The following is a 24,855-nucleotide window of genomic DNA, read 5'->3' as shown; positions in this document are numbered from 1 at the left end:
CTAGACGTCCAGATCGCGGGCGAACCGGGCGTTTTCCTGAATGAATTGGAAGCGCAGCTCCGGCTTACGGCCCATCAGCCGCTCGACCAGATCCGCCGTTTCGCGGGCTTCCGCACGGTCTTCGTCGTTATAGCGCTGCGGCACACGGACCTTGAGCAAGGTCCGCTTGCGCCGGTCCATCGTCGTTTCCTTCAGCTGTTGGGCTGGCATTTCGCCTAGACCCTTGAACCGGCTGATCTCCACTTTTCCGCGGCCATTGAATTCCTTCTTCAGCAGGTCTTCCTTATGCGCGTCATCCCGTGCATAGGCGGATTTCCCGCCTTGGCTCAGGCGATAAAGCGGCGGCTGGGCCAGGAATAGATGACCGTTTTCGATCAGCTGTGGCATTTCGCGGTAGAAGAACGTCATCAACAGCGAAGCAATATGCGCGCCGTCGACATCGGCGTCGGTCATGATGATGACCTTCTCGTAGCGCAGCTTGTCGTTGTTGTACTTGTCACGCGTACCGCAACCCAGCGCCTGGATCAGGTCGATCAGTTCCTGATTGGCGCCGAGCTTGTCGGCGGAGGCAGACGCGACGTTGAGGATCTTACCGCGCAACGGCAGTACCGCCTGGGTTTCCCGGTCGCGTGCCTGCTTTGCCGATCCGCCGGCGGAATCGCCTTCCACCAGGAACAGCTCGGTGCCATTGGCGGTATCGCGCGTGCAATCGGCTAGCTTGCCCGGCAAACGCAACCGCCGAGTAGCCGTCTTGCGGGTCAGTTCCTTGTCCTGGCGCTTGCGCAGCCGTTCCTCGGCCTTTTCGATAACCCGCTCAAGCAGATCCTTGGCGCGGCCCGGATCGCCCGAGAGCCAGTGGTCGAAATGGTCCTTGATCGAAGCTTCGACCAGGCGCGCGGCTTCCGCTGTCGCGAGCTTTTCCTTGGTTTGGCCCTGGAATTGCGGATCACGGATGAAGACCGAGAGCAGCATCATGGCGCCGCCGGTAATGTCGTCGGAGGTGATCTGCGCCGCCTTGCGGTTGCCGATCAAATCGCCATAGGCCTTCAACGACCGCAGCAAGCCGGTGCGCAATCCCGTTTCGTGAGTGCCGCCCTCCGGCGTTGGCACAGTATTGCAATAGGAGCTGCACATCGAATCGTCATCGACCGGCCAGGCGATCGCCCATTCGACCCGGCCCTGTTCGTCCGGGAACTCGGCCTGTCCTGCAAAAGGCGTCGAGGTGATGGTCTTGCGGCTTTCCAGCGTCGCATTCAGGAAGTCCAGCAACCCACCGGGGAAATGCAGCGTGTCATTCGCCGGCGTCGTTTCGCCTTCGCCGATCAGGCTGGGATCACAGGACCAGCGGATTTCCACGCCGCGGAACAGATAGGCTTTCGACCGACACATCCGGTAGAGCCGTGCCGGCTTGAAATGCGCCTGCTTGCCGAAGATGTCCGGATCCGGATGGAACCGGACGGTGGTCCCGCGTCGATTGACCGGCCCCTGCGGGGTCAGCTTGGTAACGGCCAGGCCGCGGCTGAAGCTTTGCGAATAAAGCTGCTTGTCCCGCGCAACTTCAACGATCAGGGAATCGCTGAGCGCGTTGACGACGGACGAGCCGACGCCGTGCAAGCCGCCCGATGTCTGGTAGACCTTGCCGCTGAATTTACCGCCGGAATGCAACGTGGTCAGAATGACTTCGAGGGCGGACTTGCCCTTGTATTTCGGATGGGGATCGATCGGAATGCCGCGGCCGTTATCCCGTACGGTGAAAAATCCCTGGGCATCCAACTCGACCTCGATCCGGGTCGCATAGCCGGCCACCGCCTCATCCATGGAATTGTCGAGAATTTCCGCCGCTAGATGGTGAAAAGCCCGCTCGTCCGTGCCGCCGATATACATGCCCGGACGGCGCCGGACCGGTTCCAGCCCTTCAAGGACCTCGATATCTTTGGCCGAATAATCGGTACCTTTCTTGCCGGAATTCCCGAACAGGTCATTCATGTGGTCGATCGTCCCTGAAGCGTTCGTAAGTCGTGAGTCGTCGCAAGCTATTGATTTCGCTGGCCACTCATTATCGCCCAGGACGCCGGCTCGCAAGCACGTTTGGTGCAATTCCTACACAATGGGCAAAAATATGTTGTACGGTCAACGGGCCATGGCCGGACTCTTGGCGATATTGCGCCATGGCGAACGCACTGATAAAAAGCCGCCAACTTCAATATGTTGTGTCATAAACGATGGTCGCGCCTCAGCCTATCCTCTACATGCCGATGGAAATCGCCTCGCGCGAATTGGATTCGCGGCTGCTGCTGGCGACCTTAGCCGTTGCCCGGGGATATGAGGTGGTGCTGGGGCAGAAATGGCTGATCGAGCGCAATATCGAACGGATGCCACCGGGCCTTTATCTTTCCAAGACGCTGACGCAGCGCGATGGGCTGACCATGGCCAAGGCAAAATCATTGGGATATCTGGTTGCGGCGATTGATGAGGAATTGCCTGGCCTCTTCATGTCCTCATCGCAATTGCGATGGATGTCACAGGAAGCGGTCGATGCCACTGATCTGCTTTTCGTTGCCGGTGATGGTAATTCGGCGGCAGTTGCGGAACGGTTTCCGACAGCTACCAGTCGTATCGTACAGGCAGCCAATCCCCGCTGGGACCTGCTGCGGGCCGATTTGCGGGACATCTATGCCGACGAGGTCAGCGAGCTCCGCCGGCGATACGGCCGTTTCATTTTGATCAATACCAATCTCGGCTTTACGAATTGCGAAAAAGGTGACGTGGCAACCATCATTCGCGATCAGGAGCGCCTCGGTAAGCTTGATCTCAAGAACCCTGACCACGCGGCTTATGTGCAATCGATCATTTCGATGGAAGAAGCTAATCGAGCCGCGATCGAAGCTTTGTTGAAGGAATTGCCGTCGCGCTTTCCCAATCACCGGATAATCCTGCGACCGCATCCATCTGAAGCATTGGAAGTTTGGAAAAAAATCGGCGCCGAGCACCCGCAGATTGAGGTAATCAGAGAAGGACCAGCTGTAGTCTGGATTATGGCGGCCGATCTCCTGATTCATACGAATTGTACGACCGGCGTCGAAGCACTGGCATTGGATAAACCGGCTATCTGCCTCATGCCATCGGATTCGCCGGCTAATGAAAGATATCTTTCCAATCGCGTGAATCCCATCGGCCGGAATGTTCGCGAGGCACTGGATCTGGCGGCCAAGGTCCTGCAGCCCAACGGACACAAATTCTATACTGATGACATGCTGTCTCTTTTCCGCCAAGCGATGTCTTACGATCAGAGCAAGCTCGGCGCCGAAACGATCTTGAACTCGATCTCCAGTCGATTGGCGCCGATATCGAAACCATCGGTAATGACCTTATGGCGACCGAAAACCCGGTATCGCTGGTGCATCCGCGACAAGAATGTGCGTGGAATTTTGATGCCGCAGCTTGACGAGGTCGCGATCCGCAACAAACTCGCCACCTTTGCCCGGCTGCTTCATGTAAAGCCACCGGCTTATGTGTCAGAAGCCGGATCCAAAGTTCTATTGGTCAGCAACTCTCAGCTACCGCTCGGCACCAGATGCCGGCGGGCTCTGGGATGGCTTATCTAGGCCATCGACGTGACAACGCAAGATACCCGTTTGCGCACCGCAGTTATCATTCAGGCACGCAACGGATCGACCCGGCTGCCCGGCAAAGTGTTGGGTGCCCTTGGCGGCAGGACCGTGCTTGAACATGTCCTAACGCGCTGTCGGGCGATCCATGGCGTGGACACTGTCGTTTGTGCAACGACTGACAAGGCTAGCGATGATCCGGTTGCGGCTGAAGCCACCCGTCTGGGATTCGAGGTTTTTCGCGGTGACGAGAGCGATGTGCTCAGCCGTTATCTCGGTGCCGCCCGGCATGTCGACGCGGACATCATCATGCGGGTCACGGCGGATTGTCCGCTGATCGATCCGGCCATTTGCGCAGCCGTTTTGCGTCTGCGCCACGAAACTGATGCGGATTATGCATCCAACAACATGCCACGCTCTTTCCCGCATGGTCTCGATTGCGAAGCCTTCACGCGGGTTGCACTTGAGGAAGCGGCTCGGGTAACGACCGATGTCTATGACCGGGAGCATGTGACGCCTTGGTTGCGGCGGCATCCGAGTCTAACTCGGGCCAACCTCACCGGACCTGGCTGGCCCGCCACCAGCTATCGTTGGACGCTCGACTATCCGGACGACCAGGCGTTTCTGAGTGCTGTCTTCAATCAGGCTACAGAGGCGCAACTGGCCGACATGCAATCGGTTCTTTCGCTGCTATCGGAACATCCGGATTTCAGTCGGCTTAATACCAAACGCACCGTCACATCTCCGGTTGGGGATCGGCCTGTCGCCATTTTCCGCTTCGATGCTGACCGACGCATCGGCATCGGCCATGCTATGCGTTGCGCAACCCTCTCATCCCGACTCGAAGAATTCGGTTGGCGCAGCTACTGGGCGATCCAACCTGAAACCGCGACTTTTCTCGGCAGCCGTCTTCCAGAGGGAATGGGAATCGTTGTGCCGGCGGCGGGGCCCGCTGAACAGATTGCGGCGATAGAAGCAGCCGCTGGTCACGCTGAATTATTGGTTCTCGACCACTACGATCTAACCGCGGCTTTCGCGACCGCTGCGCGGCAGATTGTGAGCCGTATCGTCACGATAGACGATTTTGCGGACCGGCCGCTAGATGCCGATTTGGTAGTTAATTCAACGCCCGGTATTACAGCCGATCGCTATGACACCTTATTGCGCCGTCCCGCGCCGGTGCTGATCGGCGGAATGGCAGCACCGCTTCGCGAGCAATTCGCCCTTGCTAGAAGCACTATCCTGCAACAACGGCCAACCGGTTCCATCCACCGTGTCCTCATTTCCTTTGGTGGCGTCGATTCGCTCAACGCAACGCCATTGGCATTGAACATCGTGGCGAAATGCTTGCCAGACGCGATCATCGATGTCGTCCTGGGCGGCAACGCACCGCATATCGAGGAAGTCGCCTTGCAGGTGCAGTGCCTTGCAAAGACAGGCCGGCAGATTCAGCTGTTGCGGGATGTTGCCGACATGGCCGGATTGATGGTGCAGGCCGATCTCTGTATCGGTGCGCCCGGCACGACGACCTGGGAACGTGGCTGCCTCGCCAAGCCCAGCATCCTGATCGGTATCGCCGAGAACCAGCGCCGCAATGCGGAGATTGTCGCTCAGTCAGGGGCAGGGATCATCTGCGGATTTTTGACGACGAACGGCAGGGAAGAGGTTTCCCAACGTATCCAGGACGCGCTCTCTGGCATCATAGCCGAGCCGAACCGGCTTTTTGCGATGTCGGAACAAGCCAGGACGCTTTGCGATGGCCGTGGTGTCGACCGCATTCTGCTGGGATCGCTTGCCGCTGAGACGCTGTCTGACGAAGCACATTTATCCTTGCGCCTTGCCGAAGCGACAGACGAGGAGATGTTGCTCGAGTGGCAAGCGGCACCCGAAACCAGGCGCTATGCCCTTAATCCGGCTGTGCCCAGCGCCGCGGAACATCACGCTTGGTTCAGTGCCAAACGCGCGGCGGCGAAGGATCTGCTGGTGGTCGCCTGCATTGGTGGCGATGCGGTCGGGTTCATCCGTTTGGATTGGCGCGGCGATAATCGCGGCTCGGCGATTTACCTGATCTCTATCGCCGCGGCACCCGGTCAGTACCGGCGGGGGATTGGTCGAGGCATGCTGCAAATGATACGCCGCTTGATGCCGGGCGCTACGTTCATGGCGCAAGTCGCCCGAGGTAACACCGCTTCCATCGCGCTGTTCACCGGGTTAGGCTATCGCTTACAGTCGGACGGCTATTACTGGTCCGTCCCGGAGTGACGAGAACGAAGATGCAGATAAGCCGCGTTACCATCAATGGCCGGGAGATTGGTTCCGATCGGCCGCCTTATATCATCGCTGAGATGTCGGCCAACCATAACGGCAGCCTGGAACGGGCCCTCCGCATTGTCGAAGCCGCCAAGCAGGCCGGCGCCGACGCGGTGAAGCTGCAAAGCTACCGCGCCGATACCATTACCATCGATCACGACGGCCCAGAATTTCGTATCTCCGGCGGATTGTGGGACGGCCAACGGCTGTTCGATCTTTATGCCTCGGCCGCCATGCCCTGGGAATGGCATGAGCCATTGTTCAAGCGCGCCCGCGAGATCGGTATAGCGATCTTCAGTTCGCCCTTCGACCACAGCGCCGTCGACCTGCTGCAGTCGCTCGACGCACCGGCATATAAGATCGCTTCATTGGAGCTGTGCGATCTTCCGCTGATCGAACGCGTCGCCGCCATCGGCAAGCCGATGATCATGTCGACCGGCGCTTCTGAGTTGGGCGAGATTGCCGAGGCCGTCGCGGCTGCTAGGCAGGCCGGGTGCAAGGAATTGATCCTCCTGCAATGCACAAGCGGCTATCCGACACCACCCGCCGAGAGCAATCTGCGCACCATCCCGCACCTCGCTGAGATGTTCGATGCGGTGATCGGCCTCTCAGATCACACCATGGGAACTGCGGTGCCGGTAGCGGCCGTCGCCCTTGGTGCCGCGGTGATTGAAAAACACGTAACCCTCGGGCGGGCGGATGGTGGCGTCGATTCCGCGTTCAGCCTGGAACCCCCAGAACTGGCTGCCCTGGTCGCCGATTGCCGCACCGGCTGGGAAGCGCTGGGACAGGTCTGTTACGGCCTTGCCCCCAGCGAAGCGGGCGTTCGGCCGCTTCGACGCTCGCTCTATGTGGTCCAAGATATTGCCGCCGGCCAAATCATCGGTCCCGCCCATATCCGCTCGATTCGGCCCGGCTTAGGGCTGGCGCCGAAGCATTTGCCAGCCGTCCTCGGCCGGAAGGCAGCTCGAGCTGTCAAACGGGGAACGCCGCTGGATTGGACAATGGTGGCACCGCAGTGAAGAAAAAGGCCAATTAATGACAAGTTGTGGAAATTGACGGGGCCTTAACCCCCTGCTATGGACCTGTTCTCATAAGTTCCAATGGGTTTGTCCCTAGGGCTAAGCCGGCCGATATATTTACGAGTAAAGCCTTGCAGCAGTTTCTCAACCCCGCCGTTGATCTCAATGGCCATTCCATTCTGATTACCGGTGGAACCGGTTCGTTCGGCAAAAAATTCATCAGAACGGTGCTGGAGCGCTACAAGCCGGCCCGGCTAATCGTTTATTCACGTGACGAGTTGAAGCAGTTCGAGATGGCGCAGGAGCTTTCTCCGGCAACCCATAAATGCCTGCGCTATTTCATCGGTGATGTCCGGGATATAGCCAGGCTGGAAATGGCAATGCGGGGCATCGATACGGTCGTGCATGCCGCCGCGCTGAAACATGTGCCGATCGCGGAGTACAACCCCTTTGAATGTATCGCCACCAATGTCCACGGGGCCGAGAATGTGGTCAACGCCGCGATCCGGGCCGGCGTGAAGCAGGTGGTCGCCCTCTCGACCGACAAGGCGGCCAATCCGATCAACCTCTACGGCGCGAGCAAGCTTGCGTCCGACAAAATCTTCATCGCCGCCAACCATCTCGCCGGCGCTGGCGGCTGTCGCTTCGGTGTCGTTCGCTATGGCAATGTGATCGGTTCCCGGGGCAGTGTCCTACCGTTCTTCCGCAAGCTTATCGCGTTGGGCGCTTCCGAACTGCCTATTACCGACGAGCGGATGACCCGCTTCCTGATTACGCTTCAGCAGGGCGTCAATTTCGTCCTCTCATCGATGGCAATGATGCGAGGTGGCGAGATTTTCGTGCCGAAAATCCCCAGCATGAAGATCGTCGATATGGCGAGCGCCATCGGCCCAGGCCTCAAGCAAAAGGTCGTCGGCATACGGCCGGGTGAAAAACTCCATGAAGTGATGATCACGGAAGAAGATTCCTGGTCCACCGTGGAACTGGCCGACCGCTACGTGATCGAACCCTCGCATATTCAATGGGACGCGCATCGCGAGGGCCTGCCGGGCGCCAAGGCGGTCGCTGAGGGCTTTTACTATAACAGCCGCAACAATGACGATTGGATGAGCGCTGAAACGCTTCTCGATCTGCTGGCTCAGGAGCAGCTTTGAGCACGGCTTCGCCATTCCTGCCTTATGGTAAGCAATGCATCGATGATGAGGACGTGGCTGCTGTTGCGGCGGCCTTGCGCGGCGATTATCTGACCACGGGGCCGACCGTCGGGCAGTTCGAACGGGCCTTCGCGGATTATGTTGGCGCCCGGTTTGCGGTCGCCAGCAATAGCGGCACGGCGGCGCTGCATCTTGCCTGCATGGCTTTGGGCCTCGGTCCTGGCGATCATGTCGTGGTCCCCAGCGTGACCTTTTTGGCGACCGCGAATGCGGCTCGTTTCTGCGGTGCTGAAGTCATCTTTGCCGATGTCGACCCGCACAGTGGCCGCATGACAGCCGCGACCCTGGAAGAGGCTTTGGCGCGCCAGCCTGGGTTTCGGCCGCGCGCCGTCCTGCCGGTGCATCTCAACGGCCATTGCGTCGATGTGGCAGCGATCCAGGCACTGGCCGATAGAAGCGGTATGGCCGTCATCGAGGATGCCTGTCATGCTCTCGGTGGCCTGCATGCGGCCGGCAATGATACGCGCGCCTCGGTTGGCGCCTGCGCGCTCAGCCAGTTGAGCTGCTTCTCCTTGCATCCCGTCAAGACCATGACAACGGGTGAGGGGGGTGTCACGACCACCAATGATGAACAGCTCTATCGCCGCATGCAGCTCTTCCGCAATCACGGTATGACCCGCGACGCGGGCGAGTTCACGGCGGCGGAGCAGGCCTTCGATACTGCTGGCGCTGCCCTGCCCTGGTATTACGAGATGCAGGAGTTGGGGCCGAATTACCGCATCACCGACATCGCCTGCGCGCTGGGCCTGTCGCAACTGCGGAAACTGCCATCATTTGTCGACCGCCGCCGCAAGCTCGCCGCCTATTACGACCGCGCGCTGGCTGATCTCGCGCCGCGACTGACCTTGATTCCCCGCCAGCCTGACGACGATCCGGCCCTGCATCTCTATGTCGTGCTCGTGGATTTCGCTGCCATCGGCTGCAGCCGTTCAGAGGCCATGGCTATCCTGAAGGCACGCGGAATCGGCACCCAGGTGCATTACCTGCCGGTCCACCGCCAGCCTTACTATGTCCGTCGCTACGGCACAGAATCCTTGCCTGGGGCCGATGCCTATTATGAGCGGGCCCTATCGATTCCGCTCTATCCCGATATGACCGAGGCGGACGCCGCCCGCGTTGTCACGGCCTTGCATGATCTCGTTTCTTGACTTTTGATTGATTTTCCTCTGCGCTAGAGGCAATCGGTCCAAATCGGGGCCGGCTTCCGATTGGTACCAATCGAGCTTTAGCCTGTTGTAAGAGACTGATCTGGAGAAGGGGTAAGCGCATGCTCAAGGAATTCCGCGACTTCGCTATGCGGGGGAACGTGATCGACCTGGCAGTCGGTATCATCATCGGCGCGGCTTTCACCGGCATCGTCAATTCGCTGGTGAACGATATCATCATGCCGGTGATCGGCGCGATCATGAAGGGTGTCGATTTTTCCAACTACTTCGTTGTCCTGCGGGGCGATCATTATGATTCCCTAAAAGCCGCCAAGGATGCCGGCGCTGCGACACTGAATTACGGTGTCTTCATCAATACGGTCATCAATTTCCTGATCGTCGCCTTCGCCATCTTCATCCTCGTGAAGCAGATCAACCGCTTCCGCCACGAAGCACCGCCCCCGGCTCCGACCAAGACAGAAGAACTCCTTACAGAAATCCGCGACACGCTGAAGAGCAAATAAGTCACCTCGCGTCAAACAGGAACATCATGGCCAAGTATACGTTCAGCTGCATCGACGCCCATACCTGCGGCAATCCGGTACGCGTGGTATCGGGCGGGGGCCCCTTGCTGAAGGGCGCCAGCATGAGCGACCGCCGGCAGCATTTTCTGGCAGAATTCGACTGGATCCGCACCGGCCTGATGTTCGAACCGCGCGGCCATGACATGATGTCCGGCAGCATCCTCTATCCGCCGACCCGGGAGGATTGCGATATCGGCATCCTCTTCATCGAGACCTCCGGCTGTCTGCCGATGTGCGGTCACGGCACCATCGGCACGGTGACCGTCGCGATCGAGGAAGGCCTGGTTCGTCCGCGCGAGCCGGGCGTGCTGCGGCTTGAGACGCCGGCCGGCTTGGTGATCGCTGAATATGGCCAAGTCGGGCAATATGTGGAATGGGTGCGGCTCACCAACGTGCCGGGCTTCCTGCATTCCACTGGCTTGGAAGTCGAATGCCCGGAAATCGGCCCGCTCAAGGTCGATGTCGCTTATGGCGGCAATTTCTACGCGATCGTCGAGCCGCAGCCGGGCTATCGCGACATGTCCGATTTCAGCGCCGGGCAATTGGTGCAGATGAGCCCCATTTTGCGGCGCCGGCTCAATGAGAAATACACATTCCAGCATCCCGAAAACCCGACCATCAAGGGATTGTCGCATATCCTTTGGACCGGCACGCCGCGCGCCGACGAAGCCGATGCCCGCAATGCCGTCTTCTACGGCGACAAGGCGATCGACCGGTCACCTTGCGGCACCGGCACCTCAGCCCGCATGGCGCAACTGGCCGGCAAGGGCAAGCTGAAGGCAGGCGACAGCTTCGTGCATGAAAGCATCATCGGCAGCATGTTCAAGGGCAGGGTGGTTGGCCCAGCGAAAGTCGGCAATTACGACGCCATCATTCCCTCGATCGAAGGTTGGGCGCGCGTCACCGGCTATAACACGATCTTCATCGACGACCGCGATCCCTATAAGCACGGCTTCGTCGTCACTTAAGACGGATTGCTGCTCAGCCAGGAACGGACGCCATCGGCGGCGATGACGGCGGTGGAGAGACAGCCCTGCAACAGATAGCCGCCGGTAGGCGCTTCCCAATCAAGCATCTCGCCGCAAACAAAGATGCCCGGCTTGGCGCGCAGCATCAAATCCTCAGTCAGCGATGCGAAATCGATGCCGCCGGCACTGGAGATTGCCTGTTCGATCGGCCGAGTCCGGTAAATCCGGATCGGTAGCGCTTTCAGCAAAGCTGCGATTTCATGTGGCTCGCTCGGTACTGGTGCAGACACCTCGCGCAGCAGGCTATAGGTCACTTCAGCGAGACCAAGATCCTTCTTCAGGAATTGCGACAGGCTTTGCCCGTGCCGCCTTGCGGCCAGACGCTGCGCCAATACTCCGACGGCCATGTCCGGCTTCAGATCGCAGCTAACCGCAACGGGCTCGCGGTCTGCCAGGCTGTCGCGGATCGCGGCGCTCAAGGCATAGACCGGCCCGCCCTCTATGCCATAGCCGGTGATCATGACTTCGCCGCGCGCGTGATGATGGCCCAAGGATAGCATGAGATTCTTCAACGGCCGGCCCGCGGCCTTGTCGCGAAAATGCGCCGACCAGTCGGTCTCGAAGCCGCAATTGCTGGGACGCATCGGTCGGACGGTGATGTCCTGGTCCTCAAGCAGAGATATCCAGCCGCCATCAGCGCCTAGCTTCGGCCAGCTAGCTCCGCCTAAAGCTAACACAATCGCTTCCGGCGCGACCCGCATCTCGTCACCATCGGCCAGGCGAAAGAGCAGATGCTCGCCGGACCACCCCTGCCAATGATGGCATAGCCGGAGATCGACACCTTGGGCGACCAGCCGCGCGAGCCAGGCGCGCAACAGGCCGCTGGCCTTCATCGCTTTGGGAAAGACACGGCCCGACGAGCCGATAAAGGTCTCGGCTCCTAACCCATCCGCCCAGCTACGCAAATCTTGCGGTGAGAAGCGGCTCAAATACCGACGGAACCGAGTGGCCTGGAGGCCATATCGCTCAACGAATTGTTCGATCCTTTCGCTATGGGTGAGATTGAGCCCGCCGCGCCCCGCCATGAGGAACTTGCGCCCCGGGGTCGCCATGCCATCAAAAACCGTCACGCCGAGACCGGCGGCGCTCAGGCATTCCGCCGCCATCAACCCGGCCGGCCCGGCACCAATCACAGCAATTGTCGGACGAAGCATTTCCGTCGGCATCTGTTTCCCAACCGCCAATTTCCTGGCGCCGGAGATTAAAGCCGTCGCCCGCCCGGCTCAACCAATACGGTGCAGATCCGTTTCCGGTCGGTCGGCGCTTGTCGATGGGGGGCCGAGTTCGTAAGGTAGGTCATGAACACATCAAAAGAACGAACGAAGGTTCCGTCAATGCCGATCATCAATCCGGATTTTCCGCAGCTGCATGTCCTCCATCATCCGCTGATCCAGCACAAGCTCAGCATGATGCGGGACAAGGCGACGCCGACCATCCTGTTTCGCCAGCTCCTGAAGGAAATTTCCTTGCTGATGGGCTACGAAATCACCCGTCGTCTGCCGATGACGACAATGCGGATCGAGACGCCTCTGACCACGATGGATGCGCCGGTCATCGCCGGCAAAAAGGTGGCGGTGGTGCCGATCCTACGGGCCGGCCTGGGCATGGCCGATGGCCTGCTCGAGCTGATCCCTTCCGCCCGCGTCGGGCATGTCGGCCTCTACCGCGATCACGAAACCAAAAGGCCGATCGAATATTTCGTCAAACTGCCGGAGCCGGAAGGCCGCACTTTCATCCTGGTCGATCCGATGCTGGCGACGGGTCATTCCGCGGCAGCGGCGGCCGATGTCTTGAATAAGTACGGCGTTGCCGATGAGAACATTTTGATGATGGTGCTGGTGGCCGCGCCGGAAGGTGTGGGCGTTTTCACCCGCGCCCATCCGAAGATTCAAATCTATTCTGCCTCGCTCGATTCCCATCTGAACGAGAACGCCTATATCATTCCCGGCCTCGGCGATGCCGGCGACCGCATCTTCGGGACCAAATAAGAGCGCGCATATGGCAGCCATCCTCACTATTGACCAAGGCACGACCTCGACCCGGGCTATCCTGTTCGATCGTCAGGGCACCATCCAGGCAGTAGCGCAACGCGAATTGCCGCAGATCTTCCCCAATGACGGCTGGGTGGAACACGATCCCCAGGATATCTGGTCGCATACCGCCGATTTGTGCCGCGAGGTGACGGCGAAAGCGAAGGAAACGGTCGCCGCAATCGGCATTACCAATCAACGTGAAACCGCTGTCGTTTGGGATCGGCGCACCGGCAAGCCGATCCACAATGCCATCGTCTGGCAGGACCGGCGCGGAGCACCTTTGTGCCGTCAATTGATTGACCGCGGCCTCGAACCGAAGATCCAAGCGAAAACCGGCCTTCTGATCGATTCCTATTTCTCCGCGACCAAGATCGCCTGGATCCTGGAAAACGTGCCGGGTGCACGCGAGGCCGCCGATGCCGGCGACCTGATGTTCGGAACTATTGATTGTTTCCTACTTTATCGCCTGACCGGGGGCAAGGTGCATGCGACCGACATTACCAATGCCTCACGCACTATGCTCTACAATATCCACGATCTCCGCTGGGATGAAGAGTTGCTGGATCTCTTCCGGATTCCAGCCTCAATGCTGCCGGAGGTCCGCGACAATGCAGGGTTGTTCGGCCAGAGCGAGATCAGCGCGATTGGCATTAGCCTGCCGATCAGTGGCATGGCGGGCGATCAGCAGGCGGCCGTGATCGGTCAGGCCTGCTTCAAACCCGGCATGATCAAAAGCACCTATGGAACGGGATGTTTCGCCTTGTTGAACACTGGCTCCAAAGCGGTGACATCGCGCAACCGCCTGCTCACGACCATCGGCTATCGCCTAAAAGGCGAGCTTGCCTATGCTATCGAAGGCAGCATTTTCGTCGCCGGCGCCGCTGTGCAATGGCTGCGCGACGGATTGAAATTGATACATCAAGCCGGCGAAACAGAAGCCTTGGCACGGTCGATTGCCGGCAATAATGGTGTCTATCTGGTGCCAGCCTTCACCGGTCTTGGCGCGCCTTATTGGGACCCTTCGGCACGCGGTGCGCTGTTCGGCCTCACCCGCGATACCGGTATTGCCGAAGTGGTTCGTTCCGCCCTGGAAGCCGTCTGCTATCAGACCCGAGATCTGATGGAAGCCATGGCGAACGATGCCGGGGCGAGCGATACCGGCAGCGGCGGCGGCAATGCCGATCTCAGCACCCGAAAGCTCCGGGTCGATGGTGGCATGGTGAAGAATGATTGGGTCATGCAGTTTCTTGCCGACATTCTGAATATGCCGGTGGAACGCCCGGTGGTGGCGGAAACCACGGCATTGGGTGCTGCGATCTGCGCCGGCCTTGGTAGCGGTCTTTTCGCCTCACTGGACGAGGTCGCCGGAACATGGCAGCGGGATCGCTTGTTCCAACCGAGGATGCCCGAGGTCGACCGGGAGCATCTCTATAAGGGATGGCGGGCCGCCGTTAAACGCGTGCAGAACAGCCCGACCTGACGACGGAACCTGTTATAAGAGGAGGTGAGGGCAAATGAACAGAGCTGCCGGCATCCTTCTCGTGACGCTGCTGGCCCTTCTCCTGATCCTGCCCCTTGCAGCCTGCCAATCGGGCTCACCCGAGGCTGATACGGCGGCGCAGCAATCGGAAACTAGCCATGATGCTCGTTACTTCGCCGCCGAATATGATGCGGTGACGCGCGTGATCGGAGAGGAACTTGCGGAGAACTGCCAGCAAAGCGGTGCGGTGCCGGCCATGCAGAAATGCTTTCGCGTGAAACTAGTCCAAGCTTTCGCCACCCCGGCGGAAGGTCAGCGGGCCTGCGCGCCGCTGATGGCGATCGATCCGTATGTCGAATGCATCAGCATGGGCAGTCTCGCCGCCGATATGCGCAGCAAAATTCCGCCTTCCAATCGCCCGGAGATGCAATCGGCCGATTGGCGCAAGCCGCAACCGTTTTTAAAGAAGCTGGTGAAAGGCTTCGCCATCGGTGTGATCAATGTATGCGTCGACCGCAAGACGGAAACGCGATCCTGCATTCGCCAGGAAATGCCGCGTCAGTTGGAGATCGTCCAACCGCTGCGGCAGCGCTGCGAGAAACTCAGCGATGATGGCGATTACAGTGAATGCATCGGCGAGGCCATGGGATTGCAGTTCTTTCATCGCGCCGCTGTACGTCTGAGCATGCGCGATGCCTAGCTGCAGTCAGGCCGTGAGCCAGCCGCTCAGGTCCTGCAGCGCCCGTTCGGACAAACGCGGTTTACGGCCGGCTTTCCACTCGCGCAACTGGGCCTTGGTTAGGCCTCCAGGCGAGGCAATCTCCGGGAACAGGCCGAAATTGACGTTCATCGGCTGGAACGTCTTTGCATCCGCATTGACCGTGATATGGCTTAGAAGCGCGCCCATGGCCGTGGTCGGCGGCGGTGTGACGATCACGCGGCCTAGCCGTTCGGCGGCGGCGAAGCGTCCCGCCAGCAGGCCGATCGCCGCACTTTCTACATAGCCTTCGACGCCGGTGACCTGGCCAGCGAAACGCAAGCTGGGCCGCGCTTTCAGCCGCAGGCTGCGATCCAGCAATTTGGGGCTGTTGAGAAAGGTGTTGCGATGCAGCCCGCCCAGACGGGCAAATTCTGCATTTTCCAACCCGGGGATCATGCGGAAGACACGTACCTGTTCGGCATGCTTCAGCTTTGTCTGGAAACCGACGATATTGTAGAGCGTGCCGAGCGCATTGTCCTGGCGCAATTGCACGACGGCATAAGGCCGCCGCTGGTCATGCGGGTTGAATAAGCCGACCGGCTTCATCGGCCCGAAGCGCAAGGTCTGCGGACCGCGCGCTGCCATGACTTCGATCGGCAGGCAGCCTTCAAAATAAGGCGTCGATTGCTCCCATTCCTTGAAGTCGGTCTTTTCGCCGGTCAGCAGCGCCTCGATGAAATCGTTATAAACCGGCTTATCGAGCGAGCAATTGATGTAATCGGCGCCGTCGCCGCCGGCCCCGGTACCGCCGGCGCCTTTCTCGTCATAGCGCGATTGGAACCAGGCCTTTTCCATATCGATGCTGTCACGGTGCACGATCGGCGCGATTGCATCGAAGAAGCTCAGCGCCGCTTCACCTGTCACATCAAGCACCGCCTGCGACAAGGCCGGCGAGGTGAGGGGGCCGGTCGCGACGATGACGCTGTCCCACTCCTCCGGCGGCAGGCCGGTGATTTCCTCACGGGTCATGGTGACCAGGGGATGTTGTGCCAATGCTTGGGTCACACCTTCGGCAAATGCCTCGCGGTCGACCGCCAAAGCACCCCCGGCCGGCAACTTGTGGCGGTCGGCACTTTGCAGGATCAGCGAATTGGCGCGCCGCATTTCCTCATGCAGCAGCCCGACGGCATTGTTAACGGCATCATCCGAGCGCAGCGAATTGGAGCAGACCAGTTCGGCGCAACGATCGGTCTGATGCGCTTCTGTGCCACGCAGCGGCCGCATTTCATGGAGGATGACCGGCACACCCGCTTGGGCAAGTTGCCAGGCGGCTTCGCTGCCGGCGAGACCGGCGCCGATCACATGAACGGTTTTAGGTGCATTGTTCGTCATGGGCGAGAGATAGCCCTGCAATGCCCCGGAAACAAGCCACAAATGCCGCAACCTGTCTGACTTTGACACCGCGCCGCTTACAACCGAATATAGCCGCCTTCTTTCGGGGGGGGACGGACATGATCGCCACACGCTATGCCAAGATCGTCATGACCTTCGGTTTGGCGCTGTTTGGATTACTCGTCGCTTTCGACAATATCATCGATTACGGCTCGAACTTCGCCTTCGTCCAACATGTCCTGACGATGGATACGACCTTTCCCGGCAATGTCCTGATGTGGCGTGCGATATCTTCGCCCATTTTGCACCATGCCGGCTACTGGCTCATCATCGTAGCGGAGGGCCTGACCGGTCTGGGCTTCCTGATCTGTAGCTACCGGCTTCTGCGGAGGCTGCATGCCCCGGCGCGCGATTTTCACCGTGTCAAATCGCTCGGCGTCATTGCCGCCGCGATCGGCTTCGTCAACTGGTTCATCGGCTTCATGGTAATCGGCGGCGAATGGTTTGCGATGTGGCAATCACAGATCTGGAACGGCCAAGAAGGCGCTTTCCGCTTCTACATGACCATGATGGTTGTCTTGATCTTCCTGCTGCAGAAAGATGATGAATTAACGCCGTCCTGAGGAGAAGCTCATGTTGGAACGTCTCAATCCGGCAAGTGCCCCGGCACCCTTCAGCCGATATTCCCAAGCAGTCCTGGTACCCGAAAATTATCGCTGGCTGCATATTTCCGGCCAGGTAGGGTGCGACCTCAACCAGAAACTGGCGACCGGCTTCGAGGCGCAGGCGGAACTGGCCTGGTCCAATCTCGTCGCACTGCTCACCGCTGGCGGGATGAGCGTGCATGATCTCGTTAAGGTTAATATCCTGCTGACCCGGGCCAGCGATGTGGCGGCAAGCCGCATCATTCGCGACCGGGCCTTGCACGGTGCACAACCGGCCTCGACCTTGATGGTGATTGCCGGTTTGGCCCATCCGGACATGCTGATCGAGGTTGAAGCCATCGCCGCGAAAGCTGCCGTTTAAGGTAACCGTTTAACCACCGGTTCGGTCAATTTCGACTAAAATATCTCCTAGGAATTCGGCCTCAGTCAGGTTATTGTCTGGGACCCTTTGGACAGTGCGCAGGATATCGTCATGCAAGCCGATGTCACATTGCATCAGGAATCGCGGCCTCAAGATCGTCGCCTTGCGCCGCGCCGCCGCGCGCTCAAAGGGGGCAAGATTCTCATCAATGGCGGGCAAAGCGTGTTCGATTGCACGGTGCAGGATATTTCCGCCTCCGGCGCGCGCTTGTCGCTCGGTCTGTTTCAGCCTTTGCCGCGGCGTTTCGAACTGACCATCAACGGCATAGGCACGCAGCTTTGCGAATGGGTCCGCTCCACCGGGAGCGAATTCGGTGTGCGCTTCCTTACCAACCAGGATATCGCGGCCTAACCGGCATTGAGGGTTCCGGGTCTCGCGGGCTAGGCTTATCGCCAACATCGATGGAGCCGGAGGAAACACTTATGGCCGCCTTGCTGCCCATCCTGAGCATCGCCGGCGCCGTAATGATCGGTGCCATAAGTCCCGGACCCAGCTTCGTTCTCGTGGTTCGAACCTCTGTCGCGCTCTCACGTCGCGCCGGCCTCGCAACAGCGCTCGGCATGGGCATCGGCGGAATGTCCTTTGCCGCCTTGGCGCTGCTAGGCCTGCAGGTTGTCATTGCCCAGGTCGGCTGGCTTTATCTGGGTTTGAAGGTCGCCGGCGGTGCTTATCTCGTTTATCTGGCGTTCCGCATCTGGCGTGGTGCCAAGCAGCCGCTATCCCTTGAGATGCCGACCATCGCAGCCTCAATCGGATTTCGCCGCTCCTTCCTGATCGGCCTCGCGACGCAGCTTAGCAATCCCAAGACCGCAATTGCCTATGGCAGTATCTTCGCCGCCTTGCTGCCGGCGAATATGCCAGGCTGGACATTTGCCGTATTGCTGCCGCTGATTTTTGCCATCGAGACGGGCTGGTACACGATCGTCGCCGTGCTCTTTTCTTCGGCACCGCCGCGTGCAGCCTATTTGCGCTCAAAGGTCTGGATCGACCGGATTGCCAGCGGCATCATCGGCGCCCTCGGCATCAAATTGATCAGTGACGCTATCCGCTCTCGCTGACGCGAATAGCCGGCTCCTCACGCCAGGGCCTCGCGTCTGTCCAGCAGGAGCACATAAAAGGCGGCTATCAGCCCAATAACGGCGGCAAGCAACATCATGCAAAGCGTGGCATAAGCTGCGTTAGCCTCCGTCAGCACCGCGCCGGTCATTGAGGACAGCGCCGCACCGCCCAAGATCATCATCGAGCCGGCCAGGCCGGAAGCGCTTCCCGCCAGATTCGGCCGCACCGAGAGTGCCCCAGCGAAAGCGCTTGGATTTGTCAGGCCGTTGCCCAGGCCGATCAGTATGCAAGGACCGAAGAACGCGACCGGATGCCTGGCGCCGGTGAAAAGGATCACCAAGCCGATCAGAGGACCGGCGCAGGCGACGATGCGCCCGGCAATCATGGTCACCGTCAAAGGATACCCGCGAGCATAGCGGCCGGATACGAAACTGCCGACCACGAAACCTGCCGTAACGGTGCCCATATAAAAACCGAGCATGGCCGGCGGTATGTCGAACACCACTTTTGCCGCCAAGGGCGCACCCGCCAGAAAGGCGTAAAATGTGCCCGTCGAGAATGCCATGCAAAGCCCATAAGCCCAGAAACGCGGTGCGCGAAGCAGCGTTGGATAAGCCTCAAGCTGCTGCCGGATGGTGCTCGACCGGTTCTTGTTGGTCTCATCAAGCGTGAACCAGCACAGAGCAAACAGAGCTGTCCCGGCAAGACCAAGGCTCCAAAAAATGGCCCGCCACCCCCATGCTTCATCGATGACACCGCCTAAAGTCGGACCAAGCATCGGTGCGAGAGCCGCTGCCATCGCCGCATAGCCGATCCGGCTCGCGGCCTGATCCTTGCCGGCTGTATCCTTGATCATTGCCATCGACACCGGATAGCAGGATGTAATGGTCGCCTGCAGCACCCGGAAGGCCAGAAAGACCTGGATATTCGTTGCCAATGCGCAGCCGATCGATCCGGCCACGAATACCACCAAACATGTCAGCGCGATCGGCCGTCGCCCGAAGCGGTCCGACAATGGTCCCATGGTTAGTTCCAGTATGGCGGAAACGGCCGCATATCCCGCGATTGACAGGCTGATGAGCCCGTAATCGGCGTGAAAATCCGCGGCGATGCTCGGCAATGTCGGCAAAAATATGTTCAACGGCAGCACCGAGAAAGCGCATAGCAGACTAAGCATGAAAAATCTGGGAGGCGAGGGAGCGAAAATCATCTGCATGTCCAATCGGAATCGATCTCGTTCAGGCATAAAAAAAGCCCCCGAACTTGTCGGGGGCGCATGCGGTGCCGGCTTGGTGCCGTCACCGGACCACGCGCCAACTTCCTACGACGATGATGAATGCTGTGTTCATATGGTATTGCTCCTGATTGTTCCAGGTTGATGCTAGGCGAGACACTTTTAAATTGTCAACCAATCAGCCACGCAGCTATGCCGTGGCCGTCACACCGGCTGATCGATGCCTTCTTCTTCCAGCATCCGCCTGTAGGCGGGACGGTCGAGCGCCGCGCGGATCAGCTTATTTAGATGCGGCCATTGATGCAGCGGATTGGCCATCAAACGTGTCCAGCGCGCCAGCATGGCGAGGAAGTAATCGCAGGCATAGAATTTACCGCCGCACAGATACGGCCCCTTGGCCGCGAGATGATCGTCGAGGAATTGCGCGATCTTGGCAATGCGCTGCTGCGAATGTGCCTTCAATTTGGCCTGTTCGTCGGCGCCATCGATGAAGTTGTCATTGTGCCAGTAATGCATCGTGGCTTCTTGCAGGGTGTTGGTCAGATAGACCATCCATTGCAGATAGGCGCCGCGATCCGGATGGCCGGGCAGGGGGGCGAGACCACTTTCCGGATGCCGCTCCGCCAAGAACTGGGTGATGGCGGCGCTCTCATAGATGACCTTGTCGCCGTCATAAACCAAAGTGGGGACACGTGCATGAGGATTGAGCTTGAGATACGCCGCTGAACGCTGATCGCCTTTATGGATGTCGATATTGATCATCTCGACATCGGCGCCGATCTCACGCAACAACGCATGCACCACCATATTGGCGCCGCCCGCACTCCAGTACAGCTTATACATCCCTTTAACCCCTATATCCGCGCGACACGCGTTGTCAGCAGGTCGAAGAACCCGCTTGCTTTGCAATCCACCAATACACGGTTCGTCGCTCCAGGCACATCGAAAGTCATTCTGGTCTGGCCGGCCGTTTCCTTATCCCCGATATCGACTTCTATCTGCGCCATGCGGCTGGTGAATAGATCCGGCTGCAACAGCCAGGCGATCGTCAGCGGATCGTACATTGGCTCATTGCCTTTGCCCCGGCCGGTATAGAAGCCGAGCATATCCGCCAAGGCGACAGAGGCAGCATTTCCGTTATGCCGCAGCCGGTCGAGCCGCTCCACCGTGCCAACGACCTTGCGCGCTACATCCAGCGAGACCAGCGTGACGGGCAATTTGGCATCGAAGACCTCCGCCGCCGCCTCTGGATCGACGTAAATATTGAACTCGGCATAGGGCGTGATATTGCCGCCTTCCTGTTCCGATGCGCCGCCCATGATCACGACCTCGCGCAAGGCTTCGCGAATCCGCGGTGCGCGCCGCAAGGCAAGGGCGATATTGGTCTGCGGCCCCAGCACGATCAGGGTGATGCTTTTCGGTTCCGCCGCCAGCAGGGTTGCCACCAGCCAGTCGATGCCATGCTGCGTCTCGGCGCGTTTCTTCGGCTCCGGCAGAACAGCGCCATCCATCCCCGTCATACCATGCACATGTTCGGCCGTGGCGGCTTCACGCTTCAGCGGACGATCGGCACCCGGATAAACCTTGATATCGGTCCTGTTGCCCAGCTCGCAAAGTTTCAGCGCATTGGTTGTTGTCAGCGCCAGCGGTACATTGCCGGCCACGGTGCTCATGCCGAGGATCTCAATCTCCGGCGAGCTCATCGCCAGGAGGATCGCCGCCGCGTCGTCAATGCCCGGATCGGTATCGAAAATGATGCGATGCGTTGCCATTACTTGGTCGCTCAACCCTTGCTGCCGGTACGCTTCACCTTGCGGGGCGTCAGATAGGGCGCGAGATACTGTCCGGTATAGCTGGCAGCGGTATCGGCGACGGTTTCCGGCGTACCGGTGGCGACGATACTCCCGCCCTTGTCGCCGCCTTCGGGGCCGAGATCAATGATCCAATCGGCGGTCTTGATGACCTCCAGATTATGCTCGATCACGACAACGGTATTGCCTTGATCCACCAGTTGATGCAGCACCTCCAGCAGCTTGCGCACATCTTCGAAATGCAGGCCGGTGGTCGGTTCATCAAGGATATAGAGCGTGCGGCCGGTGGCGCGGCGCGACAATTCCTTGGCCAGTTTGACACGCTGTGCTTCACCGCCGGACAAGGTGGTCGCCGCTTGACCAATGTGAATGTAGCTCAGGCCGACCTGCTGCAGCATCGCCAGCTTGTCGCGGATCGCCGGCACCGCTTTGAAGAACTCGACGCCTTCCTCGACCGTCATCTCCAAAACGTCCGCGATGGACTTGCCTTTAAAAGTAATATCCAGGGTTTCGCGGTTGTAGCGCTTGCCCTTGCATTGGTCGCATTGCACATAGACATCGGGCAGGAAGTGCATTTCGATCTTGATAACGCCATCGCCTTCGCAGGCTTCGCAACGGCCGCCTTTGACATTGAAGGAGAAACGGCCGGCCTTGTAGCCGCGGGCCTGGGCTTCCGGCAAACCGGCGAACCAGTCCCGGATCGGCGTGAAGGCGCCGGTATAGGTCGCCGGATTGGAGCGCGGCGTGCGGCCGATCGGCGATTGATCGATATCGATGATCTTGTCGAGGAATTCGATGCCCTCGATCTTGTCGTGCTCGGCCGGATGGGTCCGCGCGTCATGCAGCCGGCGGGCGAGGGCGTTATACAGCGTCTCGATCACCAGGGTCGATTTTCCGCCCCCCGAAACGCCCGTCACGCACGTAAAGGTGCCGAGCGGAATATCGACGCTGACATTCTTCAGATTGTTGCCGCGAGCTCCGACGATGCGCAGCTGCGCTTCCTTGCCGGCCCCTTTTCGCCGCTCGCTCGGCACCGCGATCTGTTTCCGGCCGCTGAGATACTGCGCCGTCAGGCTGTTGCTTTTCATGACTTCGGCCGGGGTGCCTTCCGACACCACTTCACCGCCATGGATGCCGGCTGCCGGTCCCATATCGATCAGGTAATCGGCGCTGCGGATGGCATCTTCATCATGCTCGACTACCAGCACGGTATTGCCGAGATCGCGCAATCGCTTGAGGGTTGCCAGCAGCCGGTCATTGTCGCGCTGGTGCAGGCCGATCGAGGGTTCATCGAGCACATAGAGCACGCCGGTCAGGCCTGAACCGATCTGTGAGGCGAGCCGGATACGCTGGCTCTCACCGCCCGAGAGCGTGGCCGAGGCACGGCTCAGCGTCAGGTAATCGAGACCCACGCTGTTGAGGAAACCAAGCCGTTCATTGATTTCCTTGAGAATGCGATAGGCAATGTCACGCTGCTTCGTCGTCAGTTTCTTGTTGAGCCCGCCAAACCATTCGCCCGCCTGGGCGATCGACATATCGGTCACCTGGGCAATGTTCAGCTTGTCAATCTTCACCGCCAGCGCTTCCGGCTTCAGGCGCTGGCCGCCGCAAGCCTCGCAGGGACTGGTCGACTGGAAGCGGCCCAGTTCCTCCCGCACCCAGGACGAATCCGTTTCCCGGAAGCGCCGATCCATGTTCGTTATCACGCCCTCGAACGGCTTGGTGGTCTTGTAGCTGCGCACACCGTCATCGAAGGTCATGGTGACGGCTTCCTCGCCCGAACCGAAGAGGATGATGTCGCGGATCTTCTTCGGCAGCTCTTCCCAGGGTTTTGTAACGCTGAACTTGTAATGCCGCGCCAGGCTGTCGAGCGCCTGCATGTAATATTGCGATGAGGAATTAGCCCAGGGCGCGATGGCACCTTGGCGCAGGCTCTTACCCTCATCCGGCACCACCATGTCGGGATCGAAATAGAGCTTGTTGCCGAGGCCATCGCAGACCGGGCAGGCGCCGAAGGGATTGTTGAATGAGAAAAGACGCGGCTCGATTTCATCGATCGTGAAGCCGGAAACCGGGCAGGCGAAGCGGGCCGAGAACATAATGCGCTCGCCGCCTTTATCGGCCGGATCGGCGTAGAGCAATCCATCCGAAAGCCCGAGCGCCGTTTCCACACTGTCCGCAAGGCGCGTTTGGATACCGTCGCGCACGACCACGCGGTCGACCACGACTTCGATATCATGCTTCAGCTTTTTGTTGAGCGTCGGCACCTCATTGATCTCATAGATCGTGCCGTCGACCCGCACGCGCTGGAAACCGCGCTTCTGCAGATCCTGGAACTCCTTTTTGTATTCGCCCTTGCGGCCGCGTGCGATCGGCGCCAGCAGATAGAGCCTGGTTCCTTCCGGCAGCGCCATGATGCGGTCGACCATCTGACTGACCGTCTGGCTTTCGATCGGCAGGCCGGTCGCGGGCGAATAGGGGATACCGACCCGGGCATAGAGCAGGCGCAGATAATCATAGATCTCCGTCACCGTGCCCACGGTCGAGCGCGGATTTTTGGACGTCGTCTTCTGCTCAATCGAGATGGCCGGCGAAAGGCCCTCAATGGAATCGACATCCGGCTTCTGCATCAGTTCCAGGAACTGCCGGGCATAGGCGGAAAGCGATTCGACGTAGCGCCGCTGGCCTTCGGCATAAATCGTGTCGAAGGCGAGGGAGGATTTGCCCGAACCGCTGAGACCGGTAATCACCACCAGCGAATCACGCGGGATATCGACATCGACATTCTTCAGATTGTGTTCGCGGGCGCCCCGTACCGAGATTTTCGCGCCGTCTACTGCCTTCGCCATGCCTGATCCGATCCTTCAAACCCGCTGGTCATACCGGCTTCCGGGAGGGTTCCGGCCGCCGGTCGGCGACTATCGCCGAAAAAGAACAAAAGTGGAAGATGGCCTGATGAGATTCGGGCCGCACTGAGGTAATGTGAGGCATGCAGAATTAGGCTAAGGCCCGGAAATTCACGGCTTTTCCGCCTAAATACCGGTAATCGGCCTGTACGTATCTTTGCTGCTGACTTTCACCGGCCATCAGTGTTAAGTCAGCCTCATAAATGGAAACCATGACAACGCAATTCCAGACAGGGCAAATCA

At 59.5% G+C, this 24,855-nt stretch carries 21 protein-coding genes; 14 read left to right on the top strand and 7 right to left on the bottom strand.

Translation table 11 applies throughout. From position 1 onward, the window contains the following. Positions 1-1,986: a DNA topoisomerase IV subunit B gene (parE, locus tag SMD27_RS10085; protein WP_320508238.1), complete on the bottom strand. Its 1,986-nt coding sequence runs from the start codon at positions 1,984-1,986 to the stop codon at positions 1-3. A 236-nt stretch (positions 1,987-2,222) separates the two neighbouring features. Here parE and SMD27_RS10080 point away from each other — a divergent pair, with 236 nt between their 5' ends. The 7 genes from SMD27_RS10080 to SMD27_RS10050 all read left to right on the top strand — a co-directional run bounded on the left by SMD27_RS10080 (position 2,223) and on the right by SMD27_RS10050 (position 10,851). Beyond that, on the top strand, positions 2,223-3,605 hold the full coding sequence (locus tag SMD27_RS10080; RefSeq protein ID WP_320508237.1) for a surface carbohydrate biosynthesis protein: 1,383 nt from the start codon (positions 2,223-2,225) through the stop codon (positions 3,603-3,605). A 9-nt stretch (positions 3,606-3,614) separates the two neighbouring features. Further along, positions 3,615-5,870: a UDP-2,4-diacetamido-2,4,6-trideoxy-beta-L-altropyranose hydrolase gene (pseG, locus tag SMD27_RS10075; protein WP_320508236.1), complete on the top strand. Its 2,256-nt coding sequence runs from the start codon at positions 3,615-3,617 to the stop codon at positions 5,868-5,870. A gap of 11 nt (positions 5,871-5,881) precedes the next feature. Further along, positions 5,882-6,940, top strand: coding sequence for a pseudaminic acid synthase (gene pseI, locus SMD27_RS10070; RefSeq protein WP_320508235.1), 1,059 nt, complete (start codon positions 5,882-5,884; stop codon positions 6,938-6,940). 131 nt (positions 6,941-7,071) lie between these two features. Further along, entirely contained in the window at positions 7,072-8,094 is a 1,023-nt protein-coding gene (gene pseB / locus SMD27_RS10065; RefSeq protein ID WP_320508234.1) for a UDP-N-acetylglucosamine 4,6-dehydratase (inverting), read from the top strand. Then, positions 8,091-9,302 carry a UDP-4-amino-4,6-dideoxy-N-acetyl-beta-L-altrosamine transaminase gene (pseC, locus tag SMD27_RS10060; protein WP_320508233.1) on the top strand — a complete coding sequence of 404 codons (1,212 nt, stop codon included), beginning with the start codon at positions 8,091-8,093 and terminating at the stop codon, positions 9,300-9,302. The genes pseB and pseC overlap by 4 nt, the downstream gene beginning before the upstream one ends. Positions 9,303-9,421: 119 nt before the next feature. After that, on the top strand, positions 9,422-9,823 hold the full coding sequence (mscL, locus tag SMD27_RS10055) for a large conductance mechanosensitive channel protein MscL (RefSeq protein WP_320508232.1): 402 nt from the start codon (positions 9,422-9,424) through the stop codon (positions 9,821-9,823). 26 nt (positions 9,824-9,849) lie between these two features. Then, positions 9,850-10,851, top strand: coding sequence for a 4-hydroxyproline epimerase (locus SMD27_RS10050; protein ID WP_320508231.1), 1,002 nt, complete (start codon positions 9,850-9,852; stop codon positions 10,849-10,851). On the opposite strand, the gene SMD27_RS10045 is transcribed toward SMD27_RS10050, so the two are convergent. Further along, the gene (locus SMD27_RS10045; RefSeq protein ID WP_320508230.1) at positions 10,848-12,077 is read right to left on the bottom strand and encodes a BaiN/RdsA family NAD(P)/FAD-dependent oxidoreductase; all 1,230 of its coding nucleotides are present in this window, start codon (positions 12,075-12,077) and stop codon (positions 10,848-10,850) included. The two genes, SMD27_RS10050 and SMD27_RS10045, sit on opposite strands and share 4 nt — an antisense overlap. Before the next feature lie 168 nt (positions 12,078-12,245). Between SMD27_RS10045 and upp the strand changes: the two genes are divergently transcribed. Genes upp through SMD27_RS10030 form a run of 3 tightly spaced genes read left to right on the top strand, consistent with a single transcriptional unit; the run spans position 12,246 to position 15,124 of the window. After that, positions 12,246-12,899, top strand: a complete 654-nt coding sequence (gene upp, locus SMD27_RS10040) for a uracil phosphoribosyltransferase (RefSeq protein WP_320508229.1) — start codon at positions 12,246-12,248, stop codon at positions 12,897-12,899. A gap of 10 nt (positions 12,900-12,909) precedes the next feature. Next, positions 12,910-14,424: a glycerol kinase GlpK gene (glpK, locus tag SMD27_RS10035; RefSeq protein WP_320508228.1), complete on the top strand. Its 1,515-nt coding sequence runs from the start codon at positions 12,910-12,912 to the stop codon at positions 14,422-14,424. Positions 14,425-14,458: 34 nt separating this feature from the next. Continuing rightward, the gene (locus SMD27_RS10030) at positions 14,459-15,124 is read left to right on the top strand and encodes a hypothetical protein (RefSeq protein WP_320508227.1); all 666 of its coding nucleotides are present in this window, start codon (positions 14,459-14,461) and stop codon (positions 15,122-15,124) included. A 6-nt stretch (positions 15,125-15,130) separates the two neighbouring features. On the opposite strand, the gene trmFO is transcribed toward SMD27_RS10030, so the two are convergent. Further along, positions 15,131-16,516 carry a methylenetetrahydrofolate--tRNA-(uracil(54)-C(5))-methyltransferase (FADH(2)-oxidizing) TrmFO gene (gene trmFO, locus SMD27_RS10025; protein ID WP_320508226.1) on the bottom strand — a complete coding sequence of 462 codons (1,386 nt, stop codon included), beginning with the start codon at positions 16,514-16,516 and terminating at the stop codon, positions 15,131-15,133. 119 nt (positions 16,517-16,635) lie between these two features. Between trmFO and SMD27_RS10020 the strand changes: the two genes are divergently transcribed. The 4 genes from SMD27_RS10020 to SMD27_RS10005 all read left to right on the top strand — a co-directional run bounded on the left by SMD27_RS10020 (position 16,636) and on the right by SMD27_RS10005 (position 18,660). Beyond that, on the top strand, positions 16,636-17,139 hold the full coding sequence (locus tag SMD27_RS10020; RefSeq protein ID WP_320508225.1) for a DUF2165 family protein: 504 nt from the start codon (positions 16,636-16,638) through the stop codon (positions 17,137-17,139). A 10-nt stretch (positions 17,140-17,149) separates the two neighbouring features. Further along, positions 17,150-17,542 (top strand): RidA family protein, encoded by a 393-nt coding sequence (locus SMD27_RS10015; protein WP_320508224.1) that lies wholly within the window; start codon positions 17,150-17,152, stop codon positions 17,540-17,542. Between the two features lie 111 nt (positions 17,543-17,653). Continuing rightward, positions 17,654-17,953 (top strand): PilZ domain-containing protein, encoded by a 300-nt coding sequence (locus SMD27_RS10010; protein WP_320508223.1) that lies wholly within the window; start codon positions 17,654-17,656, stop codon positions 17,951-17,953. A 71-nt stretch (positions 17,954-18,024) separates the two neighbouring features. Next, positions 18,025-18,660, top strand: a complete 636-nt coding sequence (locus SMD27_RS10005) for a LysE family translocator (RefSeq protein WP_320508222.1) — start codon at positions 18,025-18,027, stop codon at positions 18,658-18,660. Between the two features lie 17 nt (positions 18,661-18,677). On the opposite strand, the gene SMD27_RS10000 is transcribed toward SMD27_RS10005, so the two are convergent. The 4 genes from SMD27_RS10000 to uvrA all read right to left on the bottom strand — a co-directional run bounded on the left by SMD27_RS10000 (position 18,678) and on the right by uvrA (position 24,555). After that, a complete protein-coding gene (locus SMD27_RS10000) occupies positions 18,678-19,838 on the bottom strand; it encodes a multidrug effflux MFS transporter (RefSeq protein WP_320508221.1) in 1,161 nt (386 codons plus the stop codon). A gap of 261 nt (positions 19,839-20,099) precedes the next feature. Continuing rightward, positions 20,100-20,738, bottom strand: a complete 639-nt coding sequence (locus tag SMD27_RS09995; RefSeq protein ID WP_320508220.1) for a glutathione S-transferase family protein — start codon at positions 20,736-20,738, stop codon at positions 20,100-20,102. An 11-nt stretch (positions 20,739-20,749) separates the two neighbouring features. After that, positions 20,750-21,682, bottom strand: a complete 933-nt coding sequence (locus SMD27_RS09990) for a nucleoside hydrolase (protein WP_320508219.1) — start codon at positions 21,680-21,682, stop codon at positions 20,750-20,752. Continuing rightward, positions 21,679-24,555, bottom strand: a complete 2,877-nt coding sequence (uvrA, locus tag SMD27_RS09985) for an excinuclease ABC subunit UvrA (protein ID WP_320508218.1) — start codon at positions 24,553-24,555, stop codon at positions 21,679-21,681. The genes SMD27_RS09990 and uvrA overlap by 4 nt, the downstream gene beginning before the upstream one ends. Positions 24,556-24,855 lie beyond the last annotated feature (300 nt).

This window comes from Dongia soli, from assembly GCF_034044715.1.
Taxonomy (GTDB): domain Bacteria; phylum Pseudomonadota; class Alphaproteobacteria; order Dongiales; family Dongiaceae; genus Dongia_B; species Dongia_B soli.
The sequence above is the reverse complement of the archived record's forward strand: the minus strand, read 5'-3'. Positions and strand labels throughout refer to the sequence as shown.